The 16,100-nt window shown below is 62.3% G+C and carries 11 protein-coding genes; 9 read left to right on the forward strand and 2 right to left on the reverse strand.

The genetic code is table 11. From position 1 onward, the window contains the following. Positions 1-100: 100 nt before the first annotated feature. On the reverse strand, positions 101-1,732 hold the full coding sequence (locus V6Z91_RS13660; protein WP_338771144.1) for an NAD(P)/FAD-dependent oxidoreductase: 1,632 nt from the start codon (positions 1,730-1,732) through the stop codon (positions 101-103). A 425-nt stretch (positions 1,733-2,157) separates the two neighbouring features. Between V6Z91_RS13660 and V6Z91_RS13665 the strand changes: the two genes are divergently transcribed. The 7 genes from V6Z91_RS13665 (at position 2,158) to V6Z91_RS13695 (ending at position 11,877) form a co-directional block, all read left to right on the forward strand. After that, positions 2,158-5,199, forward strand: coding sequence for a carboxypeptidase regulatory-like domain-containing protein (locus tag V6Z91_RS13665; protein ID WP_338771146.1), 3,042 nt, complete (start codon positions 2,158-2,160; stop codon positions 5,197-5,199). Between the two features lie 136 nt (positions 5,200-5,335). Further along, complete coding sequence (locus tag V6Z91_RS13670) at positions 5,336-6,115, forward strand: class II aldolase/adducin family protein (protein WP_338771149.1); 780 nt, start codon at positions 5,336-5,338, stop codon at positions 6,113-6,115. A 27-nt stretch (positions 6,116-6,142) separates the two neighbouring features. Next, positions 6,143-6,328 carry a 4-oxalocrotonate tautomerase gene (locus V6Z91_RS13675; RefSeq protein ID WP_338771151.1) on the forward strand — a complete coding sequence of 62 codons (186 nt, stop codon included), beginning with the start codon at positions 6,143-6,145 and terminating at the stop codon, positions 6,326-6,328. A 452-nt stretch (positions 6,329-6,780) separates the two neighbouring features. Then, entirely contained in the window at positions 6,781-7,287 is a 507-nt protein-coding gene (locus tag V6Z91_RS13680; protein WP_338771152.1) for a hypothetical protein, read from the forward strand. 198 nt (positions 7,288-7,485) lie between these two features. Next, the gene (locus V6Z91_RS13685; protein WP_338771155.1) at positions 7,486-8,010 is read left to right on the forward strand and encodes a hypothetical protein; all 525 of its coding nucleotides are present in this window, start codon (positions 7,486-7,488) and stop codon (positions 8,008-8,010) included. Positions 8,011-8,162: 152 nt separating this feature from the next. Next, positions 8,163-8,621, forward strand: a complete 459-nt coding sequence (locus tag V6Z91_RS13690) for a hypothetical protein (protein WP_338771157.1) — start codon at positions 8,163-8,165, stop codon at positions 8,619-8,621. Between the two features lie 361 nt (positions 8,622-8,982). Further along, positions 8,983-11,877, forward strand: a complete 2,895-nt coding sequence (locus V6Z91_RS13695; protein ID WP_338771159.1) for a TonB-dependent receptor — start codon at positions 8,983-8,985, stop codon at positions 11,875-11,877. 105 nt (positions 11,878-11,982) lie between these two features. Here the strand turns inward: V6Z91_RS13695 and V6Z91_RS13700 are convergent, their stop codons facing one another. Further along, a complete protein-coding gene (locus V6Z91_RS13700; protein WP_338771161.1) occupies positions 11,983-12,708 on the reverse strand; it encodes a 16S rRNA (uracil(1498)-N(3))-methyltransferase in 726 nt (241 codons plus the stop codon). Positions 12,709-12,871: 163 nt separating this feature from the next. On the opposite strand from V6Z91_RS13700, the gene tkt reads away from it, so the two are divergent. Both tkt and gap read left to right on the forward strand, forming a co-directional pair. Further along, positions 12,872-14,869, forward strand: a complete 1,998-nt coding sequence (gene tkt, locus V6Z91_RS13705) for a transketolase (protein ID WP_338771162.1) — start codon at positions 12,872-12,874, stop codon at positions 14,867-14,869. A gap of 78 nt (positions 14,870-14,947) precedes the next feature. Then, positions 14,948-15,958 (forward strand): type I glyceraldehyde-3-phosphate dehydrogenase, encoded by a 1,011-nt coding sequence (gene gap, locus V6Z91_RS13710; RefSeq protein WP_338771164.1) that lies wholly within the window; start codon positions 14,948-14,950, stop codon positions 15,956-15,958. Positions 15,959-16,100: the final 142 nt, after the last annotated feature.

Consider the following 16,100-nt stretch of genomic DNA (forward strand, 5'->3'; position numbering starts at 1 on the left):
GTTTTCCTATGCGCTTGCCGTTGCCCGTCCTGATACCGATTGGTTCGCCGCAAGTTGCCACCGCCTCGCGAGAAAACCGACACCAAGGCTCGGCTAGCGCCTACGCCTTGTCCACGGCGGCCATCGACATCGCCACCGCCTCTGCCACCTTGATGCCATCCACGCCGGCGGAAAGAATGCCGCCCGCATAACCCGCGCCTTCCCCGGCCGGGAACAGCCCACGCGTATTCAGGCTCTGCAAATCGTCGTCCCGCCGCTTGATACGGATCGGCGAGGACGTGCGCGTTTCCAGGCCCGTCAGCACCGCATCGTGCTTGAAGTAACCGCGCACCTGCTTGTCAAAGGCCGGAAAGGCTTCTCGCAGCGCTTCGACGGCGAAGTCCGGCAGGATCGTCGCCAGATCGGTCAGGTGCACGCCCGGCTTGTATGAGGGGACCACGGCGCCGAACTCGGTGGACGGACGCCCCGCCACGAAGTCGCCCATCAGCTGGCCGGGTGCGTTGTAGTTCTCGCCGCCCAGCTTGAACGCCGCTTCTTCCAGGCGGCGCTGGAACTCGATGCCGGCCAGCGGCCCGCCCGGATAATCCTCGGGGCCGATCGACACCACGATTGCGCTGTTGGCATTGCGCTCGGCGCGCGAATACTGGCTCATGCCGTTCGTGACCACGCGGCCCGGTTCGGACGCCGCCGCCACCACGGTGCCGCCCGGGCACATGCAGAAGCTGTACACGGCGCGGCCATTCTTCGCGTGGTGCACCAGCTTGTAGTCGGCCGCGCCCAGGATCGGGTGGCCGGCATTCGGGCCGAAACGGCACACGTCGATCAGCGATTGCGGGTGCTCTACGCGGAAGCCGATCGAGAACGGCTTGGCTTCCACGTACACGCCGCGCTCGTACAGCACCTGGAACGTGTCGCGCGAGCTGTGGCCGATCGCCAGCACCACGTGATTCGTCGCGATGCGCTCTCCGGAAGCGAGCAGTAGGCCGCGCAGCTGGCGCTCGCCGTTCTTTTCCTCGATGTCGAAATCGACCACGCGCTGCTCGAAGCGGATCTCGCCGCCCCGCGCGACGATCTCCTCGCGCATCGCTTCCACCATCTTCACGAGGCGGAAGGTGCCGATGTGCGGCTTGGAGACGTAGAGGATCTCTTCCGGCGCGCCCGCCTTCACGAATTCGGTCAGCACCTTGCGGCCCAGGTGGCGCGGGTCCTTGATCTGGCTGTACAGCTTGCCGTCCGAGAACGTACCCGCGCCGCCTTCGCCGTACTGTACGTTCGATTCAGGATTGAGCACGCGCTTGCGCCAGAAGCCGAACGTGTCCTTCGTGCGCTCCCGTACCGTCTTGCCACGCTCGAGGATGATCGGCTTCAAGCCCATCTGCGCCAGGATCAGGGCGGCGAACAGGCCGCACGGCCCCATGCCGATCACGACCGGCCGCGGTTGGCGGCCGTCAGGGTTCACGCCCTGGGCCACGAACTTGTATTCCATGTCCGGCGACGGCATCAGGTGAACGTCGCGCGCGTTGCGGGCGAGCACGGCCGCGTCATCGGTGGTTTCCAGGTCCACGGAATAGATCAGCACGATTTGCGCTTTTTTCCTCGCATCGTAGCTGCGCTTGTACACGGTGAATTGCACGAGATCCTCGGCGCCGATTCCCAGGCGTTGCAGGATCGCTTCCTTCAGGGCGGGTTCTTCGTGATTCAGCGGCAGTTTGATTTCGTTTAGACGGAGCATGGCAATTCTTCGAGAAGTCGGGCAGGTGCGACGGCGATGGAGGCGGCGCACGGTAACCCTCCATTGTACTCCGACCTCATGGCGCAGTCAGGCGAACACTGCGTCCCACAATGGTGCACGCCCCGGAACGGACAGGAATCGCACCACATCTGCGCCTTTCTGGATGGTTTCGAGCTCAACTGTTGTATCCCAGCCGCAAACCATTCTTTCCGAATTGACACCCCAATTAACCGTATGGTCATATTTGCCATCGGACTGCTGTTGGCTTAGCTCAACGGGTGTTCGGTGGAGCCGTCCAAAAGGCGGTTCGGCAGGAATTGTTGGGACATATATAAACAGAGCTGTGCCGGTGCTGGCGGATCCGCCAAAACGGTTTCGCCGAAGCTTAGTTACCGAACAAGCTTATTAAATGAGGAAATACAAGAATGTTGAGAAAAACTGTTCTGGCCCGTGCGCTCCAGGTAGCGTTCACGGCAGGCGCACTGTCGTTGGCAGTTGCGCCGACAGTGATGGCGCAGTCGAACGCGGCAGGCGTTGTGTTCGGCAAGGTCGCTCCCGGCACGGGCGACTCGGTGCTCTTAAAGAACAACGACACAAACCTGACGCGTACGGCCCCGGTCGATGCCAACGGCAGCTTCCGTGTCACGAGCCTGCCGATCGGTAACTACACCGTTACACTGCAAAAAGGTGGTAATGCCGCCGGTACGACGCAACTCGAAGTCCTGGCCGGTCAGGGCGTCGAAGCGATCTTCCCCGCCGCTGGCATTACCGCTGTGCAAGTGACGGGCCGCCGCAGCCGCATCGACGTATCCACGTCCAACAACGGCGCCACCTTCACCGCCAAGGAGCTGGCCCGCCTGCCGATCCAGCCAAGCGTTTCCTCGATCATCCAGCTGGCACCGAACACCACCCGCGCCGACTCCCGCTATGCCGCGGGCGCATCGTTCGGCGGTGGCGGCGCTTCCGAGAATGCTTACTACATCAATGGCTTCCCGGTCACCAACCCGCTGACGCAGCTGGGCGCTTCCGAACTGCCGTTCGGCGCCATCGCGCAGGCACAGGTGCTGACCGGCGGCTTCGGCGCCGAGTTCGGCCGTTCGGTGGGCGGCGTCGTCAACATCACGACAAAGAGCGGTACGAATACGTGGGAAACGGGTGGCACCGTCAGCATCGAGCCGAGCTCGTGGCGCGCTAGCTACCGCGACCTGTACTACGGCAACACGGGTGCGGAACTCAACAAGGAAACCGACGGCACGCTGTACCGCCGCTTCAGCAACCGCGAGCGCACGGAGAAGATCTACGGCGCCTACGTGGGCGGCCCGATCATCCAGGACAAGCTGTTCATGTTCATCGCGGCCGAACAGCGCAGGGCTGAAGACGACTTCGTGCTTGGCATCCGCACGGCAGCCAACCTGGACACGTTGGGCTATGAAGAGGACGACGATACGACGACTCGCTACCTGGCCAAGTTCGACTGGAACATTACCGACAATCATCGCATCGAAGCGACGTTCATTGGCGACGAGGCGAAGACCGACCGCAAACTGTATGCGTATGACTACGCGACCAACACGCGCGGCAAGCTGACCGGCTCGCAAACCTACAAGAACAACGAAGATTACAACCCTTCGGTGGGCGGCGACGTGAAGGTCCTGCGCTACGTCGGCAACATCGGCGAGAACCTGACCGTGTCCGCGCTGTACGGGGAATCGAAGACGCCGAACTACGCCAAGTATCACGCGGTAGGAGACGCGCCGGGCGACCTGTTCCAGGTCAGCTCGAACAGCAACACGCGCTATCCGGGCCTGAACTACTCCAGCCCGCAAGTGCTGAACGGCTTGGTGTCGGCTGGCGAATCCGAGAGCCGCATCCGCTCGAAGCGCCTGGACCTGGAATACAAGCTGGGTGACCATACCCTGCGCTTCGGCCTCGACAACAACACGCTGACGTCCGCTAACGCTGGCGACGTGTATGGCGGTGGCGGCTTGTGGACTTACCAGCGCACGGGCAGCCCGAACACGCCGCGCAACTTCGGCGGGCAAATGGTTACCGTCGCCAGCGGCGGTGGCTTAGGGACACAAGGTTACTACGTCACGAAGACACTGTTCAACTCGCTCACCAGCGCCTCGTCGAAACAGGATGCGCAATACCTGGAAGACCGCTGGCAAGTCACGAAGGACGTGCTGGTCACCGCCGGTATCCGCAAGGAAGGCTTCCAGAACCTGAACGGCGACGGCAAGGTGTTTCTGGAGCCGAAGGACATCATTTCCCCGCGCCTGAACGCATCGTGGGACGTGAAGGGTGACGCTTCGCTGAAAGTGTTCGGTAGCGCCGGCCGCTATGCGCTGCAGATCCCGACCCGCCTGGCCGTCCGTGGCGCCAGCCGCTCCACGTTCACCCGCCAGCAGTTCACCTACACGGGTACCGATCAGTTCGGTCTGCCGACCGGCCTGAATCCGATTTCCGGCGTCTACTCGACCAACAACGAGCTTGGCCAGGAAAAGGACATCAACTCGGTGGCGGCACGCGACATGAAGCCAACCTACCAGGATGAGATCACGCTGGGCTTCGAGCAGGTCATCACCCCGGCGCTGACCGTTGGTGCCAAGGCGACCTACCGCGACCTGAAGGCGACGATCGACGACCAGTGCGATGCACGTCCGTTCTACGCGTGGGCTGATGCTCGCGGCATCGATTCCTCCGGCCTGCACTATGGCTGCGCTTCGTTCAATCCAGGCAAGGACAACACGTTCCTGATCGACTTCGCCGGCGACGGCAAGAAGTACGAAACGGTCACGCTGACGGCGGCCGAGCTGGGCTTCGAGAAAGCCAAGCGTACCTACGCTGCCGTGGACCTGTTCGCCGAGCACCCACTGAGCAACGGCTGGTATGGCCGCATCAACTACACGTGGTCGCGCAGCCGTGGTAACACGGAAGGCCAGACCCGTTCGGACAATGCACAGACCGACGTAGCCGCGACCTCGACCTGGGATACGCCTGAGCTGATGGTGGATTCCTACGGCCTCCTGCCGAACCACCGCAAGCACCAGATCAAGGCCTTCGGCTATTACGAAGTCACCCCGGAATGGATGGTTGGCGGTAACTTCCTGGCTGCTTCCGGCCGTCCGCGCAGCTGCTTCGGTCAGGCTCCGGACATCGACGGCGACTATGACTACGGTTCCGTGTACTTCTACTGCGACGGCAAGCGCGCTCCGCGCGGTTCCTACGGCAAGCTGCCTTGGGATGTTCGCCTGGATGCAAACGTGATGTACCGTCCGGCCTTCGTCAAGGGCCTGACTGTCAAGCTGGACGTGTTCAACGTGTTTAACAAGCAGACCGCGCAAACGATCAGCGAAACGCAGAACGTGGACTACACGACCGACGTGCTGCCGACCTACGGTCGCGTGATCAGCTACACGACGCCGCGTGCCGTACGCCTCGGCGTGGAATACAACCACCGCTTCTGATGGTGTGATGTTGTAGTAAGAACGCCGGCGCTCGCGCCGGCGTTTTTTTATTGGCTGCGCTGGCATACCTGCCATACATACAGCGTGTACATCGGGCGTATTGAATAACAGGCGCACTGCCTGTTACGCTCTCGCCATGGACAGACTCCCGCCCCCCGCCCAGGCCGCACTCGCCCGCCCCGGCATCATTTCCCCCGCCGAATGGCAAACCCGTGTCGACCTCGCCGCCTGCTACCGGCTGTGCGCGCTGCAAGGCTGGGACGACGGCATCTACACCCACATCTCCGCCGCCGTGCCGGGCGAGCCGGGCCACTACCTGATCAATCCATTCGGCATGCGCTTCGATGAAGTGCGCGCCTCGAACCTGGTGAAGGTCGATGGCGACGGCAATATCGTCGGCCAGTCCCAATACAGTGTGAACCGGTCCGGCTTCCGCCTGCACGCCGCCGTGCACAAGGCCCGCCCCGACGCGGCCTGCGTGATGCACCTGCATAACCTCGCTGGCATCGCCGTCGGCATGCAGAAAGGCGGGCTGCTGCCGCTGTCGCCCTATGCGCTGCGCTTCTACGGCGAACTGGGGTATCACCACTATGAAGGCATCGCGATGATGGAGGACGAGCAGGAGCGCCTGGTGCGCAACCTGGGCAGCCATCCTGCCATGCTGCTGCGTAACCACGGCACCCTTGCCGTGGGCCGCACGATTCCCGAAGCCTTCGTGCTGATGGAAACCCTCGACCGTGCCTGCGAAGCGCAACTCAAGGCGCAGGCAGCCGGCGTGCCGCTGGTCCAGCCGCCGGAAGCGACGTGCATCAAGGCGCATGCGCAACTGGTGGGCGACGGCGCGCCGGAAGGCGCGCTCGAATGGCCGTCGCTGCTGCGCCGCCTGAACGCGGCCAGCCCGCAATACCGTACCTGATCCTCAACCCACACAGAAACGAGCACCATGCCAACGATTAACGTCCAACTGTTCGAAGGCCGTACCCCGGAACAAAAGCGCGCCTTCGTGAAGGCCATCACCGAAGCCACCGTCGAGACGCTGGGCGCCACGCCTGAATCGGTCGACATCATTCTGCATGAGATCAAGCGCGAGCATTGGGCCACGGCGGGCAAGCTGTGGTCCGAGGAATGAAGGACGAGTAATTTCGTCCGACGCCAGGCACCGCCTCGGCGCCTTGTATCGTCGCCCCCTGTAGCACTTTCCATCTCTTTCCAAAGCGGCATTCCAATACCGTTCTCGCACACGGTTGCGGGATTTCGCTCGATCTTTTTGCCTCGCCGAGCCGTTTTGGGCTCGGCATATCGCTCTCACGTGTTTCCCGGCTTCTCCGTCGCTTGCTAATCCGTCCAAAGACTCCTACAGTTGAGCATGGTGGATAGGATGCTTGCTCCATCCGTGCCCTTGGCATCGATGCGGATCGCCATCGGTCTGCTCGACAATCCAATCGTAGTTCTTCCGATATTTGCCCAGCGACTTGTTCCACGTAGTCGAAATTGCGATCCGAAGAGGTCGTCAGCTCTTGGCTAGTCTGGTTACGCCAGGTTTGGGCGAGGTGCCGAATCAAACTGCTGCAGGTGAAGATTATGGCTCGACAAACACAATTCTATGTTACTCCCGAGGACATCGCGGATATCGAGGCGGCTATTACCTCTCGATGCGGTGACTTTGTCATTGTTCAAATCCGTTCAGAGAGCGCATTTCCAAGGCTCATCGATACAATGAATCATGCGGAGAATGCGAAACGTTGGCTGTACTACTTTATCGCCCGGCCGGAGGATGTTTCGAAAATTGTCTTGAATTTCGTTGGTGCCCAGCATTACTGGGCCATAGATCCCACTATCAACCCTGTCATAGAATTCCATTGCTCGTATCTTGATGGGCAAATCGTGCGGGGAGGGCGCGCCTACTACTCGGCGCGTTACTATGATAAAAACGGCGTGGAGAGGTCGAAAGATGAGGAATTTCTCGCATGGGCGGACTGCGTCATGGCGTCAGTTCGATCGAGACTCACGCGGTATCAATCGAGATACGCAGGGCCTCGACTGAAGTTGCTGTGTGAGAGTGGAGGTAATATCAAGTTCGAGCAGTAGCCGTGCTTCGAACATGTTGCTTTGTGCTGGGTCCCAGACAACAAACACGAACTATCGATTGAAATTTCGATGCAGGGATTCTGAGTCGAGCTGAATCCGGTCCAAGCCCCGATCTCGCTGAAGGGAAGCGCGACAAGCCGGCTTTGAAGCCCTCGAAAAGATTTGAGCTGAGCTGGGCGGTCGACAAGGACGGGTGACATGAAAGTGAAGATGGACGATAACGAGAAGTGTATTCGCAAGGAATTCTTTCCTGACTTGGACGATGAACTGTGCGAAAAGGACGTATCGAACGTCTTCGGGTTCATCTCCTTGTTCGATCACGTGCTGACCGAGCGGGAAGCAGGCGAGTGTCAGGTCATGTCTTATTCGATGGCGCTGGAGAATGGGCATCTGGATACATACCTGGCTGGCGAGAGGAAGTTTGTGTCGCTCTATACGGCCATGGCGCGTGCAGGGGTGCTTTATAACCATCGGGACGGGGTCTTGCGCCTGGATAGCCAGGATCCCGGACTGATCGATGTTTTCGTCCGAAGCCTTCGCGAGCAGGAATTCATGGATGTCTATTTTCTTGCTAGTAGCGTCAGACTCGTGGGTGGCTACGATCGGGCCGATATGGTAGTGATGAAGAAAGGCCCGGGCTGGCAGGAACTGGCATTGCTGGTGGCGGATGCTGGCTTGGCTCTTTGGGAAAGGCGCTTCGCTGGGGTAGCACAAGTTCACTAACCTCCGGAAGAGGGAAATCATCGTGGATGCGCCAGCACAGTAGAAATATGGTAGGGGAATCGGGCTGGCAGGCGCTCGAACTCTTCGTGGCTGAAGCCGGCTTTACTCCGTAGGAGTAAAGCAAGGATAGGGACAACAGTCGGGAATAATTCATGGAATTTGAAGTGTTGCGGCCATTCATCAGTGGCGCGTTGGGTGGCGTTCTAGCCGTCGGCCTGTGTGCTCTTCTTCGACGTTGGGTGCCTGAGGTATGCGGGATCAAAAGCGCTCGCATTCTGGTAGAGGAGAACAGGCTTGCCATCTGGCTTGCGAATGGATGCTTTGCCTTGGGCTTCGTCTGTGCGTTCGTCCTGTACAGCAGAGGGATTTTTGCGACCTCGGATTGGCGGGGATTCGCAATTGGAGTTGGGGGAGGCAGTGTTCTTACTATATTGACGCTTTTTATAGTCCCTTTGTTGCTCGGCCGACGACCGAAGGAGGCGTTGGTTGCTTTCTCAATCTCTCATTCGACGCCGATCATTCTTCTCTACGGAATTCTCTTCGTAGCGGTTGTTGCATTCGCTGTTGCCTCTGCCTCGGTCGGTGTCTTGCCAATTGCCATCATGAAGTAGCGCCGCCGACGCAAGCGTGTTCTATTGAGCAGATTGCCACCTTCCGCAGCGGGAACGATCTGTCCGCAGACGACTTTGGAACACCCGGGTTTGCCACTGATACCACTTTCCAGGCAATCTTCAGCCACGCAGAAGGAACAGCAGCCCTATTGTTGCAAGTGTGCTGCATACCAATGTTTTCAATTTGACATTGCATTTCGAGGCGTGTTTTGATGACGCTTTCGGAAATGAACAACAACAGCCACTGGTCTTCCGAGCGAGTCGTCCCCGCGCAGTTTGCGGGGGCACGATAAACAAAGCCTTTCCGGCACGGCGATCCCGACGGACCGTCTGCATGGCGAGGCCAGCTCACCAAGGAACCATGATGGCCAATCCCACCGTTCTCGCACGGTCGCTGGCGCTAGCGTTTGGCGCCGTCGCCGCTCTGCCCGCGCTCTCCGCGCTGGCACAAGATACGGCTCCCACCGCTCCTGCCGCTCCCGCCGCTCCCGCCGCTTCCGACCAGCAGCCCATGCAGCGCGTCACCGTCACCGGCTCGCTGATCAGCCGCGCCGACAAGGAAACCCCCAGCCCGATCCAGATCCTGACCGCGGCCGACATTGCCCGCTCGGGCCAGACATCGATCGCAGAAGTGCTCAGCAACTTGTCCGCCAACGGCCAGGGCGCGCTGGGCACGGGTTTCTCAGGCGCGTTCGCTTCCAGCGCTTCCGGCGTGTCGCTGCGTGGCCTATCCGTCGGGCTCACGCTGGTGCTGGTCGATGGCCACCGCATGGCCCCGTACCCGCTGTCGGACGACTCGCAGCGCCAGTTCGTCGACGTGTCGGCCATCCCGTTCGATGCCGTCGAGCGCATCGAGGTGCTGAAGGAGGGCGCGTCCGCCCTGTACGGTTCCGATGCCGTGGCCGGCGTCGTGAACATCATCCTGAAGAAGGAATTCAAGGGCTTCAACGCCAGTGCCGAAGTCGGCAACTCGCAGCACGGCGGCGGTAAGATGCAAAAGGTGACGGCCACCGGCGGCATCGGCGACATCGATACGGATGGCTGGAACGCCTACGTCAGCGCCGAGTACCGCCATGCCGACGCGATCAAGGTGCACCAGCGCGAGCAATACGGCTGGGCCAGCGGCGACTGGACGACGCGCGGCGGCCTGTCCGTGCGGCGCGGCATCCCGAACGAGAGCAACAGCTTCCTGACCGCCGCCAGCAGTCCCTTCCTGTACAACCCGGCCACCGGCGTCAACAACCCGGCCAGCTATCAGTTCCTCGACCCCACCTGCAACTTCCTGAAGTACCGGGCGGGCGGGTGCGCGGTGCGCGACGAGGTGGCAAATATCCAGCCCGATTCGGACAAGTTCAGCGTGCTGGCCGGCTTCACGAAGAAACTGGGCGAGGACTGGACGCTGGCGCTGAAGGCGTCGCTGTTCCGCCGCGAAAGCACCAACGGCCGGGGCCTCACGAACGGCGTCGCCTACACCACCACCAATGCGTTCGGCGGCAATACGGCGCTCGTGCCTGGGCAGCCGCCGCGCATCGTGAACGGCGTGCCGAGCGTGCTGATCCCGGCGGGCGGCTTCAACCAGTTGGGCGCCCCGGCCCGCCTGTATGGCTTCATTCCCGGCCTGGGCTCGGCGGGCCAGGAGAACAATGAATCGACGGCGACGCGTCTCGCCGCCGACCTGAACGGCACCTGGGCCGGCTGGGACATTGGCGCGGCCGCCGGCTATTCGAAGGTGAAGACCGAATCGGTCTACAACAACTTCGTCAACCGCGTGGCGCTGTACGATGCGCTGCGCCGCGCCAGCAACCCGTTCAACCCGCTGGGCGGCAACTCCGCCGCGGACATGGCGGCCATCGCTCCCACGTTCGGCAACGAAGCCGAATCGGAGCTCACGTTCGTGGAGGCGCATGCGCAGCGCGAGCTGGCGCGCCTGCCGGGCGGCGGACCGCTCACGTTCGCCGCCGGGGTGTCGTGGTACAAGAAAGAGCTGAACGCGCCGCCGCCGGACTTGCTGGCCAACGGCATCGTCGGCAACGGCGCCGCCTACGTGTTCGGCGACGAGACCAACACGGCCGCCTTCGCCGAGCTGAACGCGCTGCCGCTGCCGAACCTGGAGCTGAGTGCCTCCGCGCGCTATGACCACTACGATACCTACGGCAATTCGTTCACGCCGGGAGCGAAGTTCAAGTGGAAGGCCCACCCGGCCGTAACGGTGCGCGGCACGTTCGCGCGCGGCTTCCGGGCACCGAACGCGGCGGAGGCGGGCATCTCGTCGTCCACGTTCTCGTTCAACGCGATCGACGACCCGATCCTGTGCGCGGACGGCAACCGCGATACGGCCGGCAACGTGCCCTCGGCCTGCGCGTTCGTGCCTGCCTTCGTGCAGACGACGAACCCGGACCTGCAGCCGGAAAAATCGAAGTCGTTCACGCTGGGCCTGATCCTGGAACCGGTGCGCAACCTGAGCGCCACGCTGGATTACTACAGCATCCATGTGAAAAACCAGATCAATACGGAATCCGGCCTGCCGGACTTCGAACCGAACTTCGTGCGCAACCCCGTGGCCCCGATCGACATCGCCGACGGCAATGGCGGCCTCGTCACCGGCCTGCCGCCGGTCGGCACGATCGCCTATGCCCAGTCGTCGTATGTGAACTCCGGCGGGGTGAAGACCACCGGCGTGGAACTGGACCTGAGCTACCGGTGGAACGCGGGCGACATCGGCAACTTCCGCGCGCAGCTGAGCTTCAACCACATGATCAGCTACAGGCTCGAGCAGCTGGGCAACGAGTACGAGCTGGCCGGCACCCATGGTCCATCCGTCGTGTCCGGGAACACGGGCAATCCGAAGAACCGCGCCCAGCTCACCCTGGGCTACGAGAAGGGACCGCTGACCTTGACCGGCACGCTCAACTGGGTCGGTTCCTACAGCGGCCTGGACCCTTCACTGGGCTACAACGACTGCTCGGAGAGTGCCGAGGGGGTGGGCGGCCGCACCTACTTCGTCAACAACCCGAACGGCACGCCGCCGGAATACTGCAAGATCCGCTCGTTCATGTCGACCGACATCAACGCCGTCTACCGCGTGAACAAGAACCTGACGATCAAGGCCTCGATCCTGAACGCCTTCGACCGCCAGCCGCCGATCGACGTGGCGACCTATGGGAATGCGACGGCGCAGACGGCGTATAACGCGACCTTGCACCAGGCGGGGGCGGTGGGGCGGTATTTCAGTATCGGGGCGAGTTATTCGTTCTGAGGCAGGTAGAAATCTCAGTCTGGGGCGGAGAAAAACCCGTGGCTGACACCATCTCCCGTCGGGAAATGGTGTCAGACGCAGGTGTTCCGCGGCCAACGAGCCGGTCTACATGCCACCCCACACTCCGCCCAGCAGCGCCACGGCCGCCAGCGCGGCCGTCTCCGTCCGCAACACCCGCGGCCCCATCGACACCATCACGGCGCCGGCCCGCACGGCTGCATCCTCTTCCTCGTCGGTGAAACCGCCTTCCGGGCCGATCATCAGGGTCACGGCCTGCGGACCATTCTCCCGCGCCCATTGCGTGAGCGACGACGTCCCGCGCGGCGACAGCAGTAGCCGCGGTCCGGCGGCCGGCGTACCGATCCAGTCGCGGAACTCGGCCGGTTCCGCGACCGCGGTCAGCAGGTTGCGCCCGCTCTGCTCGGAAGCGGCCACGACGATGCCGCGCCAGTGCTCCAGCTTCTTCTGCGCCCGCTCGGCGGACAGCCGCACCACGCAGCGCCGCGCGGCCAGCGGCTGCACGCCGGCAACGCCCAGCTCCACGGCCTTTTCGACGATCCAGTCCATCTTCGTGCCTTCCGGCAGGCCCTGCGCCAGCGTGATGGCATAGGGGAGTTCGACATCGCGCGCGTCGAACGCGCGCAGTTCGGCCGTCGCCCGTTTCTTGCCGACCTCGGTCAATACCGCGTCGTACTGCCCGCCGGTGCCGTTGAACACGGTCACGGCATCGCCCGGCACCAGGCGCACGACATGGATGTGGTGGGCCACCTCGGGCGGCAGTTCCACCAGCTGGCCCGGTGTTAGAGGTTCGTCAAGATAAAAACGTGGCATGGCAATTGGGATAGGTCAAAATGCACTGATTTTAAGCTGCGGCCCCGGCCTCTGGTAAAATAACGGGCTACGCAGCCAAGGCAGTTTCAGCATGGTCATCGTCGGTCATCAGCTTGGAACAGCCTGTAGCCCCCGGAATCCCCAACCTCCCGCACCAACTGATATGAACGCTAAGCTTCCCCACACCCAGATGGCCAACGCGATCCGCGCGCTGGCGATGGACGCCGTCCAGAAAGCCAATTCCGGCCACCCCGGCATGCCGATGGGCATGGCCGAGATCGCCGTCGCGCTGTGGAGCGGTCACCACCGCCACAACCCGGCCAATCCGGACTGGGTCAACCGCGACCGCTTCCTGCTCTCCAACGGCCACGGCTCGATGCTGCACTACGCGCTGCTGCACCTGTCCGGCTATGACGTGTCGATGGACGACATCCGCGGCTTCCGCCAGCTGCATTCGAAGACCCCGGGCCACCCGGAAGTCGATATCACGCCGGGCGTGGAAACCACCACGGGTCCGCTGGGCCAGGGCCTGGCCAACGCGGTCGGCATGGCGCTGGCCGAGTGGCTGCTGGCGAACGAATTCAACAAGCCTGGCCACGACGTGGTCGATCACTACACCTACGCGTTCGTCGGCGACGGCTGCCTGATGGAAGGCATCTCGCACGAAGTGTGCTCGCTGGCCGGCACACTTGGTTTGCGTAAATTAATTGCGCTGTACGACGACAACGGCATCTCGATCGACGGCAAGGTGGAAGGCTGGTTCACCGACGACACGCCGAAGCGCTTCGAAGCCTACGGCTGGAACGTGATCCGCGACGTGGACGGCCATGACGTGACCGCCGTCGACGCCGCCATCGAGCAGGCGAAGAAGGCCGACAAGCCGACGCTGATCTGCTGCAAGACCGTGATCGGCAAGGGTTCGCCGAACCTGCAGGGTGGCGACAAGGTGCACGGCGCCGCGCTGGGCGACAAGGAAATCGCCGCCGTGCGCGAATACATCAGCTGGGGCCACGAGCCGTTCGTGATCCCGGAAGAAGTGACCACCGCCTGGAACTTCAAGGACAAGGGCGCTTCCTTCGAAACCGAATGGAACACGAAGTTCGACGCCTACGCCGCCGCCTACCCGGCCGAAGCCGCCGAGCTGAAGCGCCGCATGAACGGCGACCTGCCGGCCAACTTCGACGAAACGCTGCAAGCCGCGATCCGCGCCTGCGTCGAGAAGAAGGAAACCATCGCCACCCGCAAGGCATCGCAGAACGCGATCCAGGCCCTGTCGGCGGTGCTGCCGGAATTCCTGGGCGGTTCGGCCGACCTGACCAGCTCGAACCTGACGAACTGGAAGGAATCGACCAACATCCGTTCCGGCAAGCCGGGCAACCACGTCAACTACGGCGTGCGCGAGTTCGGCATGAGTGCCATCATGAACGGCGTGGCCCTGCACGGCGGCTACATCCCGTTCGGCGCCACGTTCCTCACGTTCTCCGACTACAGCCGCAATGCGCTGCGCATGGCCGCGCTGATGAAGCAGCGCTCGATCTTCGTGTTCACGCACGACTCGATCGGCCTGGGCGAAGACGGCCCGACCCACCAGTCGGTGGAACACGTGTCCTCGCTGCGCCTGATCCCGAACCTGGACAACTGGCGCCCGGCCGACACCGTCGAATCGATGGTCGCCTGGGGTGAAGCCGTCAAGCGCAAGAACGGCCCGACCACGCTGATCTTCTCGCGCCAGAACCTGCCGTTCCACGAGCGTTCGGAACAGGCCATCGCCGACATCGCCAAGGGTGGCTACATCCTGTCCGACGAAGCCGGTGCGAAAGTGGTGCTGATCGCCACCGGTTCCGAAGTCGAGCTGGCCGTGGGCGCCGCCGCCGCGCTGAAGAGCGAAGGCATCCCGGCCCGCGTGGTGTCGATGCCGTCCACCGACGTGTTCGACCGCCAGGATGCCGCCTACAAGGCGAGCGTGCTGGGTAAAGGTATTCCGCGCGTGGCCGTGGAAGCCGGCGTGACCGATTTCTGGTACAAGTACGTGGGCCTGGAAGGCGCCGTGGTCGGTATCGATACCTTCGGCGAATCCGCTCCGGCCAGCGTGCTGTTCAAGCACTTCGGCTTCACGGTGGAAAACGTGGTTGCAAAAGCCAAGTCTGTCATCGCTGCATAAAGAACTTCAAGACACCCCGCGTACATCGCGGGGTGTTGCATAATAAGAACCATTTTTCTTTAATCAGGAGTACATGTAATGACGATCAAGGTAGCTATCAACGGTTATGGCCGTATCGGCCGCAACGTCCTGCGCGCTTTCTACGAAGGCGGCAAGAAGCAGGACATCCAGATCGTTGCGATCAACGACCTGGGCAACGCGCAATCGAACGCGCACCTGACCCGCTACGACACGGCGCATGGCAAGTTCAACGGCACGGTGGAAGTCGACGGCGATTTCATGATCGTCAACGGCGACAAGATCCGCGTGTTCGCGCAGCGCAACCCGGCTGAAATCCCATGGGGCGAGCTGGGCGTGGACGTGGTGCTGGAGTGCACCGGCTTCTTCACGACCAAGGAAAAGGCTTCGGCCCACCTGAAGGGCGGCGCCAAGAAAGTCATCATCTCCGCACCGGGCGGCAAGGATGTGGACGCGACGATCGTCTACGGCGTGAACGAAGGCGTGCTGAAGGCGTCGGATACCGTGATCTCGAACGCTTCCTGCACGACCAACTGCCTGGCCCCGCTGGTCAAGCCGCTGAACGACGCCATCGGCCTGGAAAACGGCCTGATGACCACCGTGCACGCCTACACCAACGACCAGGTGCTGACCGACGTGATGCACGAAGACCTGCGCCGCGCCCGTTCGGCCACGCAGTCGATGATCCCGACCAAGACCGGCGCTGCCGCCGCTGTCGGCCTGGTGCTGCCGGAACTGAACGGCAAGCTGGATGGCTACGCGATCCGCGTGCCGACCATCAACGTGTCGATCGTCGACCTGTCGTTCATCGCCAAGCGCGACACGACCGTGGATGAAATCAACCAGATCATGAAGCAGGCTTCGGAAGGCGCCCTGAAAGGCATCCTGACGTACAACACCGACCCGCTGGTCTCGGTGGACTTCAACCACAACCCGGCCTCGTCGAACTTCGACGCCACGCTGACGAAAGTCTCCGGCCGCCTGGTGAAGGTCTCGTCCTGGTACGACAACGAGTGGGGCTTCTCGAACCGCATGCTGGACACCACCGTCGCGCTGTTCAACGCCAAGTAATCCGCTCCCGCAGCAAAGCAAAAAGGCGCCTTCCGGCGCCTTTTTTACGTCTCGCTTCTACAACGGGGACTGTCCCCGAATTTTTACAACAGTGGAAGTCACATCCTAACAACAGGGACAGCCGGGGCGCCGGACCGCCCCG

It is taken from the genome of Massilia sp. METH4 (assembly GCF_037094685.1).
In the GTDB taxonomy this organism is placed as follows: domain Bacteria; phylum Pseudomonadota; class Gammaproteobacteria; order Burkholderiales; family Burkholderiaceae_D; genus Rugamonas.